Origin of the sequence: Christiangramia flava JLT2011, from assembly GCF_001951155.1 — a bacterium.
Lineage (GTDB): Bacteria > Bacteroidota > Bacteroidia > Flavobacteriales > Flavobacteriaceae > Christiangramia > Christiangramia flava.
On record NZ_CP016359.1, the window covers coordinates 2,763,816 to 2,780,114 of the forward strand.

General features: G+C 43.3%; 14 protein-coding genes and 1 tRNA gene. 11 read left to right on the plus strand and 4 right to left on the minus strand.

Annotation, left to right across the window (positions count from 1 at the left end; all coding sequences use genetic code 11):
* Positions 1-2 precede the first annotated feature (2 nt).
* The 5 genes from rpoC (at position 3) to GRFL_RS12100 (ending at position 7,270) form a co-directional block, all read left to right on the plus strand.
* The gene (rpoC, locus tag GRFL_RS12080; protein WP_083644864.1) at positions 3-4,304 is read left to right on the plus strand and encodes a DNA-directed RNA polymerase subunit beta'; all 4,302 of its coding nucleotides are present in this window, start codon (positions 3-5) and stop codon (positions 4,302-4,304) included.
* Positions 4,305-4,375: 71 nt separating this feature from the next.
* Positions 4,376-4,840, plus strand: coding sequence for a DinB family protein (locus GRFL_RS12085; RefSeq protein ID WP_083644865.1), 465 nt, complete (start codon positions 4,376-4,378; stop codon positions 4,838-4,840).
* Positions 4,841-4,866: 26 nt separating this feature from the next.
* Complete coding sequence (locus tag GRFL_RS12090) at positions 4,867-5,181, plus strand: DUF3467 domain-containing protein (RefSeq protein WP_083644866.1); 315 nt, start codon at positions 4,867-4,869, stop codon at positions 5,179-5,181.
* A gap of 38 nt (positions 5,182-5,219) precedes the next feature.
* On the plus strand, positions 5,220-6,230 hold the full coding sequence (locus GRFL_RS12095; protein ID WP_083644867.1) for a dipeptide epimerase: 1,011 nt from the start codon (positions 5,220-5,222) through the stop codon (positions 6,228-6,230).
* On the plus strand, positions 6,230-7,270 hold the full coding sequence (locus tag GRFL_RS12100) for an aminotransferase class I/II-fold pyridoxal phosphate-dependent enzyme (protein WP_083644868.1): 1,041 nt from the start codon (positions 6,230-6,232) through the stop codon (positions 7,268-7,270). The genes GRFL_RS12095 and GRFL_RS12100 overlap by 1 nt, the downstream gene beginning before the upstream one ends.
* On the opposite strand, the gene GRFL_RS12105 is transcribed toward GRFL_RS12100, so the two are convergent.
* Together GRFL_RS12105 and GRFL_RS12110 are read right to left on the minus strand one after the other, a co-directional pair.
* Complete coding sequence (locus GRFL_RS12105; RefSeq protein ID WP_083644869.1) at positions 7,267-8,634, minus strand: alanine/glycine:cation symporter family protein; 1,368 nt, start codon at positions 8,632-8,634, stop codon at positions 7,267-7,269. The two genes, GRFL_RS12100 and GRFL_RS12105, sit on opposite strands and share 4 nt — an antisense overlap.
* A gap of 65 nt (positions 8,635-8,699) precedes the next feature.
* Entirely contained in the window at positions 8,700-10,289 is a 1,590-nt protein-coding gene (locus tag GRFL_RS12110; RefSeq protein ID WP_083644870.1) for a peptide chain release factor 3, read from the minus strand.
* Between the two features lie 151 nt (positions 10,290-10,440).
* On the opposite strand from GRFL_RS12110, the gene GRFL_RS12115 reads away from it, so the two are divergent.
* From GRFL_RS12115 to GRFL_RS12140, 6 genes are all read left to right on the plus strand, one after another.
* On the plus strand, positions 10,441-12,036 hold the full coding sequence (locus tag GRFL_RS12115; protein ID WP_083644871.1) for an OmpA family protein: 1,596 nt from the start codon (positions 10,441-10,443) through the stop codon (positions 12,034-12,036).
* Between the two features lie 68 nt (positions 12,037-12,104).
* Positions 12,105-12,620: an isopentenyl-diphosphate Delta-isomerase gene (gene idi, locus GRFL_RS12120; RefSeq protein ID WP_083644872.1), complete on the plus strand. Its 516-nt coding sequence runs from the start codon at positions 12,105-12,107 to the stop codon at positions 12,618-12,620.
* Positions 12,620-13,030, plus strand: coding sequence for a 6-pyruvoyl trahydropterin synthase family protein (locus GRFL_RS12125; RefSeq protein WP_083644873.1), 411 nt, complete (start codon positions 12,620-12,622; stop codon positions 13,028-13,030). Before idi ends, GRFL_RS12125 begins: the two co-directional genes overlap by 1 nt.
* Positions 13,030-13,479: a peroxiredoxin gene (locus tag GRFL_RS12130; protein WP_083644874.1), complete on the plus strand. Its 450-nt coding sequence runs from the start codon at positions 13,030-13,032 to the stop codon at positions 13,477-13,479. Before GRFL_RS12125 ends, GRFL_RS12130 begins: the two co-directional genes overlap by 1 nt.
* A gap of 66 nt (positions 13,480-13,545) precedes the next feature.
* A complete protein-coding gene (locus tag GRFL_RS12135; protein WP_083644875.1) occupies positions 13,546-13,812 on the plus strand; it encodes a hypothetical protein in 267 nt (88 codons plus the stop codon).
* A gap of 6 nt (positions 13,813-13,818) precedes the next feature.
* Positions 13,819-13,895: transfer RNA gene (locus GRFL_RS12140), tRNA-Thr, on the plus strand.
* A 35-nt stretch (positions 13,896-13,930) separates the two neighbouring features.
* Here the strand turns inward: GRFL_RS12140 and mqo are convergent.
* Positions 13,931-15,424 carry a malate dehydrogenase (quinone) gene (gene mqo, locus GRFL_RS12145; RefSeq protein ID WP_083644876.1) on the minus strand — a complete coding sequence of 498 codons (1,494 nt, stop codon included), beginning with the start codon at positions 15,422-15,424 and terminating at the stop codon, positions 13,931-13,933.
* Positions 15,425-15,533: 109 nt separating this feature from the next.
* Positions 15,534-16,283 carry a DUF4369 domain-containing protein gene (locus GRFL_RS12150; protein WP_083644877.1) on the minus strand — a complete coding sequence of 250 codons (750 nt, stop codon included), beginning with the start codon at positions 16,281-16,283 and terminating at the stop codon, positions 15,534-15,536.
* Positions 16,284-16,299: the final 16 nt, after the last annotated feature.

Here is a 16,299-nt window from a genome sequence, read left to right on the forward strand (position 1 = left end):
TTATGGCTAGAAATAATGATAAAAATACAGTGCAGAGGTTTAACCAGATCTCTATCGGTTTAGCTTCTCCCGAGTCCATCCTCGCAGAATCTCGTGGTGAAGTCCTAAAACCGGAAACCATTAACTACCGTACGCACAAGCCTGAGCGTGACGGTTTGTTTTGTGAGCGTATTTTTGGTCCTGTAAAGGATTATGAGTGTGCTTGTGGTAAATATAAGAGAATCCGGTACAAGGGGATCGTTTGTGACCGCTGTGGTGTTGAAGTTACTGAGAAAAAAGTACGTAGAGACCGCGTGGGGCACATCAACCTTGTTGTTCCTGTTGCACACATCTGGTATTTCCGTTCTCTTCCTAACAAAATTGGTTATTTGCTAGGACTTCCTTCCAAGAAACTGGATATGATCATCTACTACGAAAGATATGTAGTGATCCAGCCAGGTAATGCGAAGGATGAAGAAGGAAAGCCGTTGAAAAAAATGGATTTCTTAACGGAAGAAGAATATCTGAACATTTTAGATGAACTTCCACAGGAAAACCAATATTTAGAAGATAGCGATCCAAATAAATTCATCGCGAAAATGGGTGCTGAATGTCTTATCGAGATCTTGAAAAGAATCGATCTTGATGAGCTTTCTTATGAATTGAGACATAAAGCGAATAACGAAACTTCCAAACAACGTAAAACTGAAGCTCTTAAGAGACTACAAGTTGTGGAAGCTTTCCGTGATGCGAATGAAAACCGCGAGAACCTTCCGGAGTGGATGATCATGAAGGTTGTTCCTGTGATCCCGCCAGAATTGAGACCGTTAGTGCCTCTTGATGGTGGTCGTTTCGCAACTTCAGATTTGAACGATCTTTACCGTCGTGTAATTATTCGTAACAACCGTCTGAAGCGTTTAATGGAGATCAAAGCTCCTGAAGTAATCCTGCGTAACGAAAAACGTATGCTTCAGGAATCTGTAGACTCCTTATTCGATAATACAAGAAAATCATCAGCAGTAAAAACTGATTCTAACCGTCCGTTGAAATCACTTTCAGATTCATTGAAAGGTAAACAAGGGCGTTTCCGTCAGAACCTGCTTGGTAAGCGTGTGGATTATTCGGCACGTTCGGTAATCGTTGTAGGACCAGAATTGAAGATGTACGAGTGTGGTCTTCCGAAGAATATGGCGGCAGAGCTTTACAAGCCTTTTATCATCAGAAAACTGATCGAAAGAGGAATTGTGAAGACCGTGAAATCTGCCAAGAAGATTATCGATAAAAAAGAACCTGTAGTTTGGGATATTCTGGAGAACGTATTGAAGGGTCATCCGGTATTATTGAACCGTGCTCCTACGCTTCACCGTCTGGGAATCCAGGCATTCCAGCCTAAACTTATTGAAGGTAAGGCAATTCAGCTTCACCCACTAGCGTGTACGGCATTCAACGCCGATTTCGATGGTGACCAGATGGCGGTTCACTTGCCACTTGGACCAGAAGCGATTCTGGAAGCACAGTTATTGATGCTGGCTTCTCATAACATCCTGAACCCTGCGAACGGTTCACCAATTACAGTACCATCTCAGGATATGGTTTTGGGTCTTTATTATATGACCAAGCATAAGAAATCTACTGATGAGGAACCAGTAAAAGGTGAAGGATTGACTTTCTATTCTGCGGAAGAGCTGGTAATTGCTTATAACCAGAAGAAAGTAGACCTGAACGCAGGTATCAAGATCAGAACAAAAGATTATAACGATAAAGGAGAACTGGTTTACCAGATTATCGACACCACTGTTGGTAGAGTACTTTTCAACGAAACAGTGCCTGAAATAGCCGGTTTCATCAACGAGGTACTGACCAAAAAATCGCTTCGTGAGATCATTGGTAAGATCCTTAGAAATACAAGCGTGCCAGAAACTGCAGATTTCCTTGATAAGATCAAGGGTCTAGGTTATGGTTTTGCATTCCGTGGAGGTCTTTCTTTCAGCCTGGGTGATATTATCATTCCTGCAGAGAAACAATCTATGATCGACGAGGCCAATGAACAGGTGGAAGCGATCATCGGAAACTATAATATGGGATTGATTACCAACAACGAGCGTTACAACCAGGTAATTGATATCTGGACGTCTACCAATGCCGGTCTAACCGAATTGGCGATGAAACGTATTCGTGAAGATAAGCAAGGATTCAACTCGGTATATATGATGCTTGATTCCGGAGCCCGTGGTAGTAAAGAGCAGATTCGTCAGCTTACCGGTATGCGTGGTCTGATGGCCAAGCCGAAGAAGTCAAATTCCGGTGGAGGTGAAATTATCGAAAACCCGATTCTTTCGAACTTTAAGGAAGGTCTTTCGATTTTGGAATACTTTATCTCTACTCACGGTGCGCGTAAAGGTCTTGCCGATACCGCTCTTAAAACGGCCGATGCTGGTTACCTAACCCGTCGACTGGTAGATGTTTCTCAGGATGTGATCGTAAATGAAGATGACTGTGGAACTTTACGTGGAGTAGAAGTGCGCCCATTGAAGAAAAACGAAGAGATCGTGGAATCTCTTGGTGAAAGAATTTTGGGACGTATTTCCTTAAATGATGTATACGATCCTTCAACTGAAGAATTGTTAGTTGCGGCTAATGAAGAGATCACGGAAGAGATTGTGAAGAAAATAGATGCAGCGCCAATCGAAAGCGTAGAAGTACGCTCTCCATTAACTTGTGAGGCTAAGAAAGGTATCTGTATCAAGTGTTACGGTCGTAACCTGGCTACCAATAAGATGGTTCAGACAGGTGAGGCAGTAGGTGTAGTGGCCGCTCAGTCTATTGGTGAGCCTGGAACACAGCTTACACTGCGTACATTCCACGTGGGAGGTATTGCAGGTAACATTTCTGAAGAAAACCGACTGGAAGCCAAATTCAACGGTATCGCTGAAATTGAAGATCTGAAAGTAGTTCAGGGAGAAGCTCCTGATGGAGGTACTTCTGAAATCGTGATTTCTCGTACTGCTGAAGTGAAGATCAAGGATAAGAAAACCGGAGTGGTTCTTAGTAACAACAACATCCCTTACGGTGCGTCTATCAATATTGAAGACGGAGCTGAAGTGAAGAAAGGCGATGTGATCTGTACCTGGGATCCATATAACGGTGTGATTATTTCTGAATTTGCTGGTAAGATCAAGTATGAGAATGTGGAACAAGGTATAACATACCAGGTTGAGATCGATGAGCAAACAGGATTCCAGGAAAAAGTAATTTCTGAATCTCGTAACAAGAAATTGATTCCAACGCTTCACATTCTTGGTAAGAAAGATGAAGTGATCCGTTCGTACAACCTGCCAGTAGGTGCTCACCTGATGGTAGATAACGGCGAGAAGATTGGCGTAGGTAAGATTTTGGTGAAGATTCCACGTAAATCCTCTAAAGCGGGTGATATTACCGGTGGTCTTCCAAGGGTAACCGAACTTTTCGAAGCACGTAACCCATCGAACCCGGCAGTTGTTTCTGAAATCGACGGTGTGGTATCATTCGGTAAGATCAAGCGTGGTAATCGCGAGATCATCGTAGAATCGAAACTAGGAGAGATTAAGAAATATCTTGTAAAACTTTCTAACCAGATCCTGGTTCAGGAAAATGACTACGTGAGAGCTGGTATGCCACTTTCAGATGGTTCCATCACTCCGGAAGATATTCTGAACATTAAAGGACCTAACGCGGTACAACAGTATCTTGTGAACGAGGTTCAGGAAGTTTATAGACTTCAGGGTGTGAAGATTAATGATAAGCACTTCGAGGTTGTAGTAAGACAGATGATGCGTAAGGTACAGATCGTGGATCCGGGAGATACCATCTTCCTGGAAAACCAGCTGGTTCACAAAGATGATTTCATCGATGAGAATAACAAGTTATTCGGAATGAAGGTGATTGAAGATGCCGGTGATTCTGAAAGACTGAAAGCCGGACAAATCATTTCTCCTAGAGATCTTAGAGATGAGAACTCCATTCTGAGAAGAGAAGATAAGAACCTGGCGACTGCAAGAGACGTGATTCCAGCAACAGCGAATCCAGTTCTGCAGGGTATTACCAGAGCATCACTTCAAACCAAGTCGTTCATCTCGGCTGCATCCTTCCAAGAAACTACGAAGGTGTTGAACGAGGCTGCCGTTAGCGGTAAGATCGATGAGCTTGAAGGATTGAAGGAAAATGTAATTGTAGGACACAAAATTCCTGCAGGTACAGGTATGAGAAGATACGATAGCATTATTGTAGGTTCTAAAGAAGAATTCGACGAAATGCTGGAGAGAAAACAGGAAGTGAATTTTAACTAATTCCTACTGATATAATCTGAAAAAAGGCTCGCAATTGCGAGCCTTTTTCTTTTTATCCCGATATTTGGAATATGAAGGCGTTTTTCCAGAACCTGTTGGACTATTCCCATTTTTACAATCTGAAACTGATCGAAATCTTTTCAGATGCTGAAAACTCCAAAAGGCTTTCAGAAAAATCTAAAATATTGCTGTCTCATATCCTGAATGCCAGCAGCGTCTGGAATTCCCGAATTTTAGGCATTCCCAACAGGCTGGGAGTATGGAAAATATTTGAAGCTGAAGAATTACGGAAACTGGAAGATCAGAATTATCTCGAAACACAGAAAATCCTGAAGGATAGGAAGCTCAACGAAGTCATTGCCTATAAGAACACGAAAGGTGATTATTATGAAAGGACTATAGGAGACATTATTTTTCATACGCTGAACCATGCAACCTACCATCGCGGGCAGATCGCTTCAGAATTCCGAAAATCGGGCCTTGAACCAATCGTTTCAGATTATATCTTTTACAGAGAAACTACTTTTGATTATTAATAAGTAACTTGAACAAAACTATTATTATGAGTGAAGAAAAGAAAAATAAGCAGGGAAGGATCAATATAGAACTGGATGAAGCCGTGGCCGAAGGAACCTATTCCAATTTAGCCATTATCAATCATTCGGTTTCCGAATTTGTGGTCGATTTTGTGAATATTATGCCAGGAAGGCCAAAAAGCAAAGTGAAATCCCGCATCATTCTTACCCCTCAACACGCGAAACGCCTTCTGAAAGCTCTTGGTGAAAATGTGGCGAAATTCGAACAGGCGCATGGAGAGATCAGGGATTATGAAAAAGCACCGATGCCATTGAACTTCGGTCCAACCGGTCAGGCTTAAACCATTCTATCAATTATCAAATTTTCAGTAGTAACTATATGAAACTGGAGCTAAAAAAATACGTGTTACAACTCAAACACACTTTTACTATTTCGCGGGAATCGCACGACACGCAGGATACGCTCATTGCCTGCCTGAGCCAGGACGGCGAGACCGGTTACGGCGAAGCGACCTCCAATCCGTATTACAAGATCACTTTTGAAAGTATGCAGGCTGAAATTGAGACTATCCGTACGGAGATTGAGCACTTCGATTTCCAGACTCCGGAAAAGTTCCACGATTTCCTGGTTGGGAAAGAACTGTCTAATTTCAGCATCTGTGCGCTGGATCTTGCGGCTCACGATCTCTACGGAAAACTGCTGAAAAAGCCACTCTATGCCATTTGGAATACCTCGCCGGAAAATTACCCGATTACCAATTTTACCATTGGGATCGATTCCGTTGAAAAAATGGTGGAGAAAATGATAGAGCAACCCTGGCCAATTTATAAGATCAAGCTAGGGTCAGACCGCGACCTCGAGATCGTTGAGCAGTTGCGTAGGGAAACCGATGCGCGTTTCCGTGTGGATGCCAATTGTGGCTGGACCAGTGAGCAGGCTATTGAGCTTTCTCATAAACTGAAGGAACTCGGGGTGGAATTCCTGGAACAACCCTTAAAACCGGAAGATCTCGAAGGACTCAAAAAACTGAAAGAACATTCAGCTCTCCCGATAATTGCTGATGAGAGTTGCATCTTAGAAGAAGATGTGCCCAAATGTGCCGGGTATTTTGACGGCATCAATATAAAATTAACCAAATGCGGCGGACTCACTCCGGCGTTGCGAATGATCCAAAAAGCTCGTGAATTGAACCTGAAAGTTATGGTGGGTTGTATGACCGAGAGCAGCGTTGGCATCTCGGCGATCGCGCAGCTTTTGCCGCAGCTTGATTATGTGGATATGGATGGAGCCATGCTCCTGAAGGAAGATATCGCTACAGGAGTTCAGATCCTGGACGGTGGAAAAATCGTTTTTCCCGAAGTTGCCGGCAGCGGTGTAAGATTGCTGTAATGAATCACGAACTTCATCAGGGTGCTGGAACAAAGCTGCAAACTCAGGAAGGTGAATTTCTGTATTTTGGAGGCACCTCTTATCTCGGGCTGCAATATCATACCGAGTTCCAGGAAAAAATCATTTCAGGTATACGGAAATGGGGAACCAATTTTGGCGCGTCCAGGAAGGCGAATATTAAGCTCTCCGTTTTTCAGGAATTTGAAAATTTTATTTCCCACAGGCTTCAGGCTGAAGAGGCTATTTGCGTTTCATCTGGTTATCTTGCCGGGCAAATGCTCACGCAGTATTTCAGTATTCAGCAAATTCCGCAGTTTTGTGCACCTCATACGCACCCGGCCTTGATCGGGAAGGATAGTGTGAAAACTGAGAATTTTCAGCATCTTGAATCAAAAATGGAGAAAAACGGGAACCGGAAATGCGTTTTATTTCTCGATAGTATCGATTTCGATGGGAACAATTTTCCAGATTTCGCATGGCTTTCCAAACTAGATCTAAAAAATGTCATTTTAGTGGTAGATGATTCTCATGGTCTTGGACTGCTTGGCGATGATGGATTTGGTTTGCCTGATTTTCTTCAAAAATTTTCGTCTGGGGAACTGATCATTTGCGGATCGTTGGGAAAAGCGCTGGCTACACCCTGTGGCATAATTGCTGCAAATTCTGAAAGAATTGAAGCACTGCGAAATTTCAGTTTTTATGGAGGAGGAAGTCCGCCGTCCCCAGCTGCGCTTCAGGGTTTCATGCAATCTGAAATCTTATGCCGGGAGCAATTAAAAATACTTCGGAAGAATATTGATCAATTTCAGAAGGAGGTAGTTTCCGATTTTCAAGCGATTTCTATGCCTCAACATCCGGTGTTTACATATGACGACGAGGCATTAACCAGGCACCTCTATTCGGAAAAAATCATTACAACCAACTTCCATTATCCGTTGCCAGACTCGCCACTGCTAAGCAAAATCGTTCTTTCCGCAGCTCATACTTCCCAGGAAATTAGGAAACTGACTGATGCGATCAATAGTTTTTACTGCTCTTAAAGGTATTTCTCAAAATAGATCCGTGCCGCTTTCATAACCCTTGGAGCCATAATCAACGTTGAAATCATGGTTGGGATAGCCATTAACGCGAAAAATCCATCGATGAGATTCAGGATAAAGCTAAGCGTGGTGGTAGCGCCAATAATTATACTGATAATGTAAATGTAGTTGTAATATTTTTTGTTTTCGGCACCTATCAGGAATGACAGGCATTTCGTTCCGTAATAAGAATAGGAGAACAGCGAGCTAATGCTGAATGCCAGGATGCATAATAGCAAAAGGTACTGCCCGATGTATGGAATGGACTGTTCAAATGCTGCAGCGGTGAGGCTTACACCATTTTCGTCGCTCGTTTGCCAGACGCCGGTTACTAAAATGGCCATTGCGGTGAGGGTGCAAACCACCAGCGTGTCGATTGCCGGGCCCAGCATGGCGATTAAACCTTCCCGAACCGGCTCGGTGGTCTTACTGGCTCCATGGGCCATAGTTGCCGTCCCGATACCCGCTTCGTTTGAAAAAGCACCCCGCCGAATCCCGAGAAGGATGAGGCCACCCAGCATTCCGCCGAGCAAGGGATCACCTTTATAGTTATTCGCGGCAAAAGCATCAGTGAAAATAAGGCCGAAATAATGCAAAACCACATCGGCATTCACAAAGAGAATGATCAATACGGAAACAAAGTACAGCGCGACCATCGCCGGTACCAGTTTGGAAACTGTTTTGCTGATGCGATCCAACCCGCCTATGATGACGATGGTTGTGATCAGGGTAAGGATAATCCCGATTATCAGGCTGGAAGTGAATCCGGTTTCTATATTATTAGGTTCTAACAGTATAAAATTGATGGCCTGTGTAAGCTGGTTGACATTGAATACGGGCAAAGCTCCCACTAAACCTGCGATGGCAAAAAATGCCGCCAGCGGCTTCCATTTTTTGCCAAGACCTTCCACTATAAAATACATGACGCCACCCTGGATCTTGCCTTCAGTATCTTTTCCGCGGTACATTACGGCCAGGGTATTGGTGAAAAACTTGGTCGCCATTCCTACAATAGCGCTAACCCATAGCCAGAAGATCGCCCCAGGTCCACCAACGGCGATTGCCACGGCGACGCCCGCAATATTTCCCATGCCCACGGTCGAGGAAAGGGCAGTAGACAATGCCTGGAAATGATTGATATCACCAGGATCGTTTGGGTTGTTGTATTTACCTCGAAGCACTTCTACGGAATGGCCCAAATATCGAAAAGGAAGAAACCTGGAGTAGACCAGTAAAAATAACCCGCCGCCAATGAGCAATATAACAAGAGGAATACCCCACACAAAAGAGGCAAATTCAGCAATAAACTGATCGATTTGGTCCATAAAAAAGCTTTGTCCCCGAAAATAGAGAAAATTGCGCTTTTTTAATACGGAATCTCAGGCCTTTTCTAAAATTCTGAAGTAAAATGAAATTTAATAGAAGGATATTTCTGCTGGGTCATCTGCAAACTGAATGGTGAATCAGCTAAAAACACCAATTGCCCAGATTTATCCTTTGCTAAGAATTTAGATTTCACTCTTTTAAAATCCTGGAATTCTTCATTCTTCGGATCTTCCGGTTCTACCCAGGTAGCTTTGTGAACATTCAGGTTCTCATAGGTACACTTTGCACCATATTCGTGCTCCAGACGATACTGAATTACCTCAAACTGAAGTGCGCCTACGGTCCCGATGATCTTACGACCGTTCAGTTCCAACACAAAAAGCTGTGCCACACCTTCATCCATCAACTGGTCAATTCCTTTTTCCAATTGCTTGGACTTCATGGGATCGGCGTTATTGATATAGCGGAAATGCTCGGGAGAAAAACTTGGAATTCCTTTATACATCAGCTGCTCACCTTCGGTAAGCGTATCACCTATTTTAAAATTCCCGGTGTCGTGAAGTCCCACAATATCACCAGGCCAGGAAACATCTATTACCTCTTTCTTTTCAGCAAAAAATGCATTGGGTGAAGAAAACTTCATATTCTTGCCATTTCGAACGTGCAGGTAATTCTTGTTTCTTTCGAATTTACCGGAAACGATCTTTACGAATGCGAGTCTGTCCCGGTGTTTCGGGTCCATGTTAGCATGGATCTTGAAAACAAAACCGGTAAAATCTTTTTCATCGGGTTTTACCAGTCGGGTATCACTTTCTTTAGGTCTTGGTGGAGGAGCAATACTGATAAAGCAATCCAGTAGCTCCCGTACCCCGAAATTATTAAGCGCCGAACCGAAGAAAACCGGTTGCAGGCGGCCTTCGAGATAAGCCTGGCGATCAAATTCCGGATAAACACCCTGAGCCAGTTCGAGTTCATCTCTTAAAGTCCCGGCCGATTTTTCACCAATCAGGTCATCTAGTTCACTGGAAGAAAGGTCATCGATCTCGATGGTTTCTTCAATATCTTTTCGAGGATCACCCGTAAACAGGTTCACGTTCTTTTCCCAAATATTGTAGATTCCTTTAAAATCATATCCCATCCCGATAGGAAAACTAAGCGGGGTCACCGTTAAGTTCAGTTTTTGCTCAATTTCATCCAGCAGTTCGAAAGCATCTTTCCCCTCACGGTCCAGTTTATTGATGAAAACGATCATCGGGATATTCCGCATACGGCAAACCTCCACGAGTTTTTCAGTTTGCTCTTCTACCCCTTTCGCTACATCTACCACAACGATCACGCTGTCTACGGCGGTAAGCGTTCTAAAAGTATCTTCCGCGAAATCTTTGTGACCGGGCGTATCCAGGATATTGATCTTGATGCCTTCGTATTCAAAAGCCAGCACCGAAGTCGCTACAGAAATTCCCCTTTGGCGTTCAATTTCCATAAAGTCACTGGTCGCTCCTTTCTTGATCTTATTAGATTTCACCGCCCCGGCTTCCTGGATCGCTCCACCAAAAAGCAGCAGCTTTTCAGTAAGCGTGGTTTTACCGGCATCTGGGTGAGAAACGATACCAAAGGTTCTTCTTTTGTTGATCTCTTTCTGATTATGCTTCATGGCCATGAATTACGAGCGGCAAAAATACTATTATTTTGGCGAATTTCAGAAGGCCTTCGGAAGACTTTTCCATGCAAGCGCCAGCCTTTTTTGAATCAGGATTCGGCTAAAAAGCGTAATTTGTAAGAAGCCTTAGCTTTAGCCTTGAAAAATGTTTCCAGCCCTACCAAACCGATCGTTTTTACTCATAAGCATCTTGCTGATCTTCCTCTTTTCGGCCAGGGCCCAAACCAAAACAGAAGTGATTCCTGCGGGATCCTACGCATTGAACCTGGGAGTCACCCCGCAAACTAAGTCGAACGCACTCAAACCTTATGGTTTCTTATACCAGTTGCTGAAAGAAAATCAGGTAGAAGTGAAATGGGTGATCAACCCCGAAAAGAAGAAGGATGGTATTGATTTTAGTATGGGTGGACAGGATTTCCGTTCGGGTTCTTTCATTATTCCTGTTTCTTATATCACGCCAAAAGTTCGGGAATTGATTGAAAAGTGGGAAGCAAAAGGAGTTCTGGGGATGTATTTGCCCGAAAATCGTAGTCTGCCTGTTTATACGGAACTATCGGTTGTTCCCAAATGGACGCTCGATAAACAAAATGGCAGTATTGCCCTGAGTTTCTTCAAAGCAGCTGCTATTCCTTCCGAAGCTTACGGTGGTAACAGCCCCGAACATTGGAAGACACCTGCAGAACTGGATATTTGTGACGATATTTTTGTAATGCCACATGCCGAACCAAAATTTGATTCACACCAGAATTTATATTACTGGAACACCAAATTTAAAGGTGCGATCTGGGCGGGATGCCACGCGGGCAGTATGCTGGAAAACCTTCATGGAACTGGACGATACGGGGAAAAGATCATTCAGCTTAATTTTTTATCAGCCGGGGCTGCGGGGGCACGCACGACCGGGTTGATCCCGTACTACGAACATCGTTATGCCACGCCACCTTACCAAAACCAGTTGGCTTCAGATCCTGTGGCGCAGTATATCGGGAAAAGTGATCAGGCGATGATCAATGGTTCCGAGCGGATTTTTTATCCGAAGAAAGCCAATGCATGGCGAAAGGAAACGCGGCAGATACTTATCGACACCACAACCCCAGATATTCCGGAGCTTTCCAGTGGCCCGGGTTGCGTGGTGATCTATGGTCATGCTTTTGATGAGCCTAAAAACGGGCTCGTTATGTACCAGGCTTCCCACGATATTTCTGGTGATGCGCCGCAGAATATTGCGGCTTTGCGCATGTTCTTCAATTATAGTTTTTATGCTACGGAAATCAAAAGACGCGAGAATATTATTCAGTTTCAGAATATCAGGGGAGATCGCATCTTCGCCGCCCGGGTAGGGGATGACCTTGCGAAAATGCTGAAACTGGATCCAATCGTTTTCGATCTCGATAAGGCAGTAATCAAATCGAAGGCGGCAAAAGAACTGGACGAAATTGCCGCATACATGGTCGAATACCCCGAATTATTGCTGGACATCCGTTCGCATACTGATAGCAGAGCAGACGATGTATACAATATCCGCCTTTCCGAAGATCGTGTAAAAGCCACCAGAAATTACCTTATCGAGAAGGGCGTAGATTCGTTAAGGATTTCAGGCAGGGGCTACGGCGAGAACGAACCGGTGAACAATTGCAGGAACGGTGTGCCCTGTAGCGAGGCCGACCACGAACGGAACCGGCGTTCCGAATTCATACTTTCCATCAACTGCGACCTGTATGAAGGAAAAATTAAACTTTAAGAATTGCTTAGGTAGTGTTCTTGCAAAAGAAAATCGTGTTTTTGTACATTTGGACTTCAATTTTATAAATGACACAGGAAAAAGTAATACTGGTAAACGAAAAAGATGAGCAGATCGGGCTTATGGAAAAAATTGAAGCCCATGAAAAAGCCTTGCTGCACAGAGCCTTTTCGGTTTTTGTTTTTAACGACAGAAATGAGCTGATGATCCAGCAGCGCGCGCTTACCAAATACCATTCTCCAGGCCTGTGGACCAATACCTGTTGCAGTCATCAGCGGGAGGGTGAAAGCAATATCGCTGCGGGAAAAAGAAGATTGATGGAAGAGATGGGCTTCAGTACGGAATTGAAGGATACCATTTCGTTTATCTATAAGGCGCCGTTTGATAATGGTCTTACAGAACACGAATTTGACCACATTCTGGTTGGGAAATATGAAGAAGCGCCACAACCCAATCCTGATGAAGTTGCCAGCTGGAAGTGGGTGGATCTCGAAGAACTGAAAAAAGATATGAGCGCCAATCCCGGCATTTATACGGAATGGTTCAAGATCATTTTCGATAAATATTATTCGCATATTCAATAATGAGGATCACCGTACACAGAAAAGCTCATTTTAATGCTGCGCACCGTTTGTTCCGCAAGGATTGGGATGATTCCAGGAATTTTGAAGTTTTTGGAAAATGCAGTAACCCACATTACCACGGGCACAATTACGAACTGATCGTTTCCGTAACCGGGGAACCAGATCCCGAAACAGGCTTTGTCATGGACCTGAAGATACTGAAGGACCTTATTTTCGAAGAGATCGAAGAAGCTTTTGATCATAAGAACCTGAACCTGGAAGTCCCGGAATTTCAGGATCTCATACCAACTGCTGAAAATATTGCGGTAGTGATCTGGAATAAACTTCGGAAGAAAATTATGCAAGAGCATGACCTTAAGGTGACGCTTTACGAAACTCCTAGGAATTTTGTGACATATAAAGGTGATTGATGGAAACAGGAGACCACATACCGGAAATTAGGTTGAAAGATCAGAGAGGGGAAGATTTTCAACTTCAACAACTCATAGGAAAACCAGCAGTAATCTATTTTTATCCGAAGAATTTTACTCCGGGCTGTACCAAGGAGGCCTGTAATTTCAGAGACAGCTACCAGGATTTTCAGGATCTGGGAGCAGAGGTGGTAGGAATCAGTTCAGATTCTGAATCTTCTCATCAGAAGTTTGCCGGTAAACTGAATCTACCTTTTATACTCCTTTCAGATGCTAATAAAAAAGCGCGAAAGTCATTCGGCGTTAAATCCAGTTTATTAGGAATGTTGCCGGGCAGAGAGACTTTTGTTTTTGATGCCGAAGGAAAATTGTTGCACCGCTTCAATAGTATGAACGCTCAAAGACATATGCCTGAGGCACTTGCCGTACTGAAGAAAGACCGTCGCTAAATTTTTCTCCAAATTTGACTTCCATATTGAAAAAAGGTGTAAATTCGCTGCCGAAATTTAGATGTCATGCCGAGTAAAAGATTACTAAAAAAGGATGTAAATTATGTGTTTGGTGATATCATCGACGCTGCTTACATCCACCAGATGGCCAATCCTAAAGAGGATACTGCAAAATCTGAAGCTATTGTAGACGAGGCGATCAGAGATTATGATGAATTAATCAACAAGATCAACCGTCGCGATGTGGAGAACAAGAAAAAACACTTCACAGAAATTCAGAAAGAATTGCAGGATAAGGCTAGTGAACTTGTAGAAAAGCTTAACGCTTTATAATAAGTTGCCGATGTAGCTCAGCTGGCTAGAGCAGCTGATTTGTAATCAGCAGGTCGTGGGTTCGAGTCCCTCCATCGGCTCCAAAGAAAAAACCTCCTTTTATAGGAGGTTTTTTTATTTAATGACTGACCGCTAAATTCAATAGTTGAGAACATCTGGCCTGGACTTCTCGAAATTCGGCTTCATGCTCTTCTACATTTCGATTCCAGAAAGGGATCATTTTGTGTAATTTTTCCTGGAATTCTTTGGTCTGGATTTTTTCAGGAAAAGCGATTTGCATGACTTCCAGCATGATGTGAACCGCCGTGGACGCGCCTGGTGAAGCACCCAATAATGCGGTAATTTTCCCATCTTTACTGTGAACAACATCAGTTCCGAATTCCAGAACACCGCCTTCTTCGTCGCGTTTAATGATCTGGACACGTTGACCGGCAACTTTCAATTCCCAATCTTCCGATCTGGCATCTTTCACGAATTTCCGAAGATCTTCCATTCGGTCTTCATGATCCATGGTAACCTGCTCGATGAGGTATTTGGTAAGCGGCAAATTATGCCAGAAAACACCCCACATCGAGGGCAGGTTATCGAAACGTAATGACAAAGGGAGGTCCAGTAACGACCCCTGTTTTAAAAATTTACTGCTAAAACCGGCAAAGGGACCAAACAGCAATTCTTTTTTTCCGTTGATATAGCGGGAATCCAGGTGTGGTACGCTCATGGGTGGCGCATCCACTCCGGCTTTGCTGTACACTTTCGCATCGTGTTTTTCGATCACTTCTCGATTCTTACAGAATAACCATTGACCGCTCACCGGAAAACCGCCGTATCCTTCTTTTTCTTGGATCTCACATTTTTGCAAAAGGGGTAAGGCACCACCACCGGCACCTATAAATATATGCTCGGCATCAAAATAGAATTTTTCACCGGTATCTCTATTTTTTACAATTGCAGACCATTCATCCGGGCCGTCGGGGTCGATATCTTCCACTTCATGATTACGCCATACCGGAACCTCAAATTGCTCCTCGAGGATCTTAAAATACGTTTCGGTTAGCGCACCAAAATTCACTCCGGTTCCCAGCTCCATTTGTGTGGCAGCCATTTTTTCTTCCTGCTTACGGTCTTTCATAATCAGGGGGAACCACTGCGCTAACCTGGAATGATCTTCTGAAAATTGCATTTTTTCAAACATGAATTTTGAAGTCATCGCCTCAAAACGCTTTTTCAGAAATTCCACATTTTTAGCACCTTCTACCCAGGCATGATGCGGAATACTGTGAATAAAAGATTGTGGATCTTGTATAAGTTTTTGTTTAACCAGGTACGACCAGAACTGTTTGGATTTTTCAAACTGCTGAAATATCTGAACAGCCTTGGAAATATCAATACTTCCGTCTTCCTTTTCAGGAGTATAATTGAGTTCACAGAAAGCCGAATGTCCTGTTCCAGCATTGTTCCAGGCTTTGGTGCTTTCCTGGGCAACCTGGTCCAGCCTTTCAAAAATGATGATCCTGATATTTGGATCTATGAGCTTCAGCATCAGTGAAAGGGTGGCGCTCATGATTCCACCGCCCGCACAAATGAGGTCGTATTCTTTGTGGACCTTGTTCATAATCTTCGGTTTTACCCAAAGTTACAGAATTGAAAAGCCAACAAGCGCTAAAGAAGTATTAATAAAAAAAGAGCCTTTAAGACTCCTTTTTAAAATAGTTCGTGAGATATTAAGAATGATCTTCTTCGATCTGTTCTTCTACTTTTTCCTCCAGTTTTTCCTGTTCGCGGCGCTCCTTCAGAAAATCTTTGAGCTGTTTGCCGTATTTTGATTTGCGAACTTTAGGATCCAACGATTTATAAATGGTATCCAAATATTTGATATTGGCGTCGAAAACTTCGGAAAGTGCTAAATATGGAGCCAGTTCCAGGTCTTTGTTATTCAGCGCAAAATTCACGGTATAAAGGTATTTTCTTTTCAGCCATTTATCATACTTCTGGTCGATCTCCATCAGTTTTTGATCGTCGTTATCCCTTTCTGCTTCAAAATTTGCTTTGATGAGATCCAGGTTCTGATCGTTAAAACGTCCCATCATTTTGCGGTATTCTTCCAGCTTCTCCTGGTTTTTAGATGCTACCACCTTGGCTTTGGTCTCGAATTTTTCCAAAGTAGTGTTAATGGTAACCTGGCCCTGGTCTGCAAAGAAATCTATTCGATCATCATACTGGTTATTATCCACCTTCTGAAGATACAGATACATGATCTGCGGACTCTCAAGATGGGTTTCCATTTCAAACCTGGAATCGCCATTGATCACGGCCGAGTCTACACTCACCAGTGCCGTGTCTTCAATTTTCTGAAGATACAGCGTGCCTTTCTTCAAGCCTTTGATCTCACCGCTTACCATAAGATTGCTTTTTTTCTCAGAGCAGGAGGAAATACCAATAAGAATAACTAAAAGAAGACCTAATTTTTTCATTTTTCGATTTCAGATT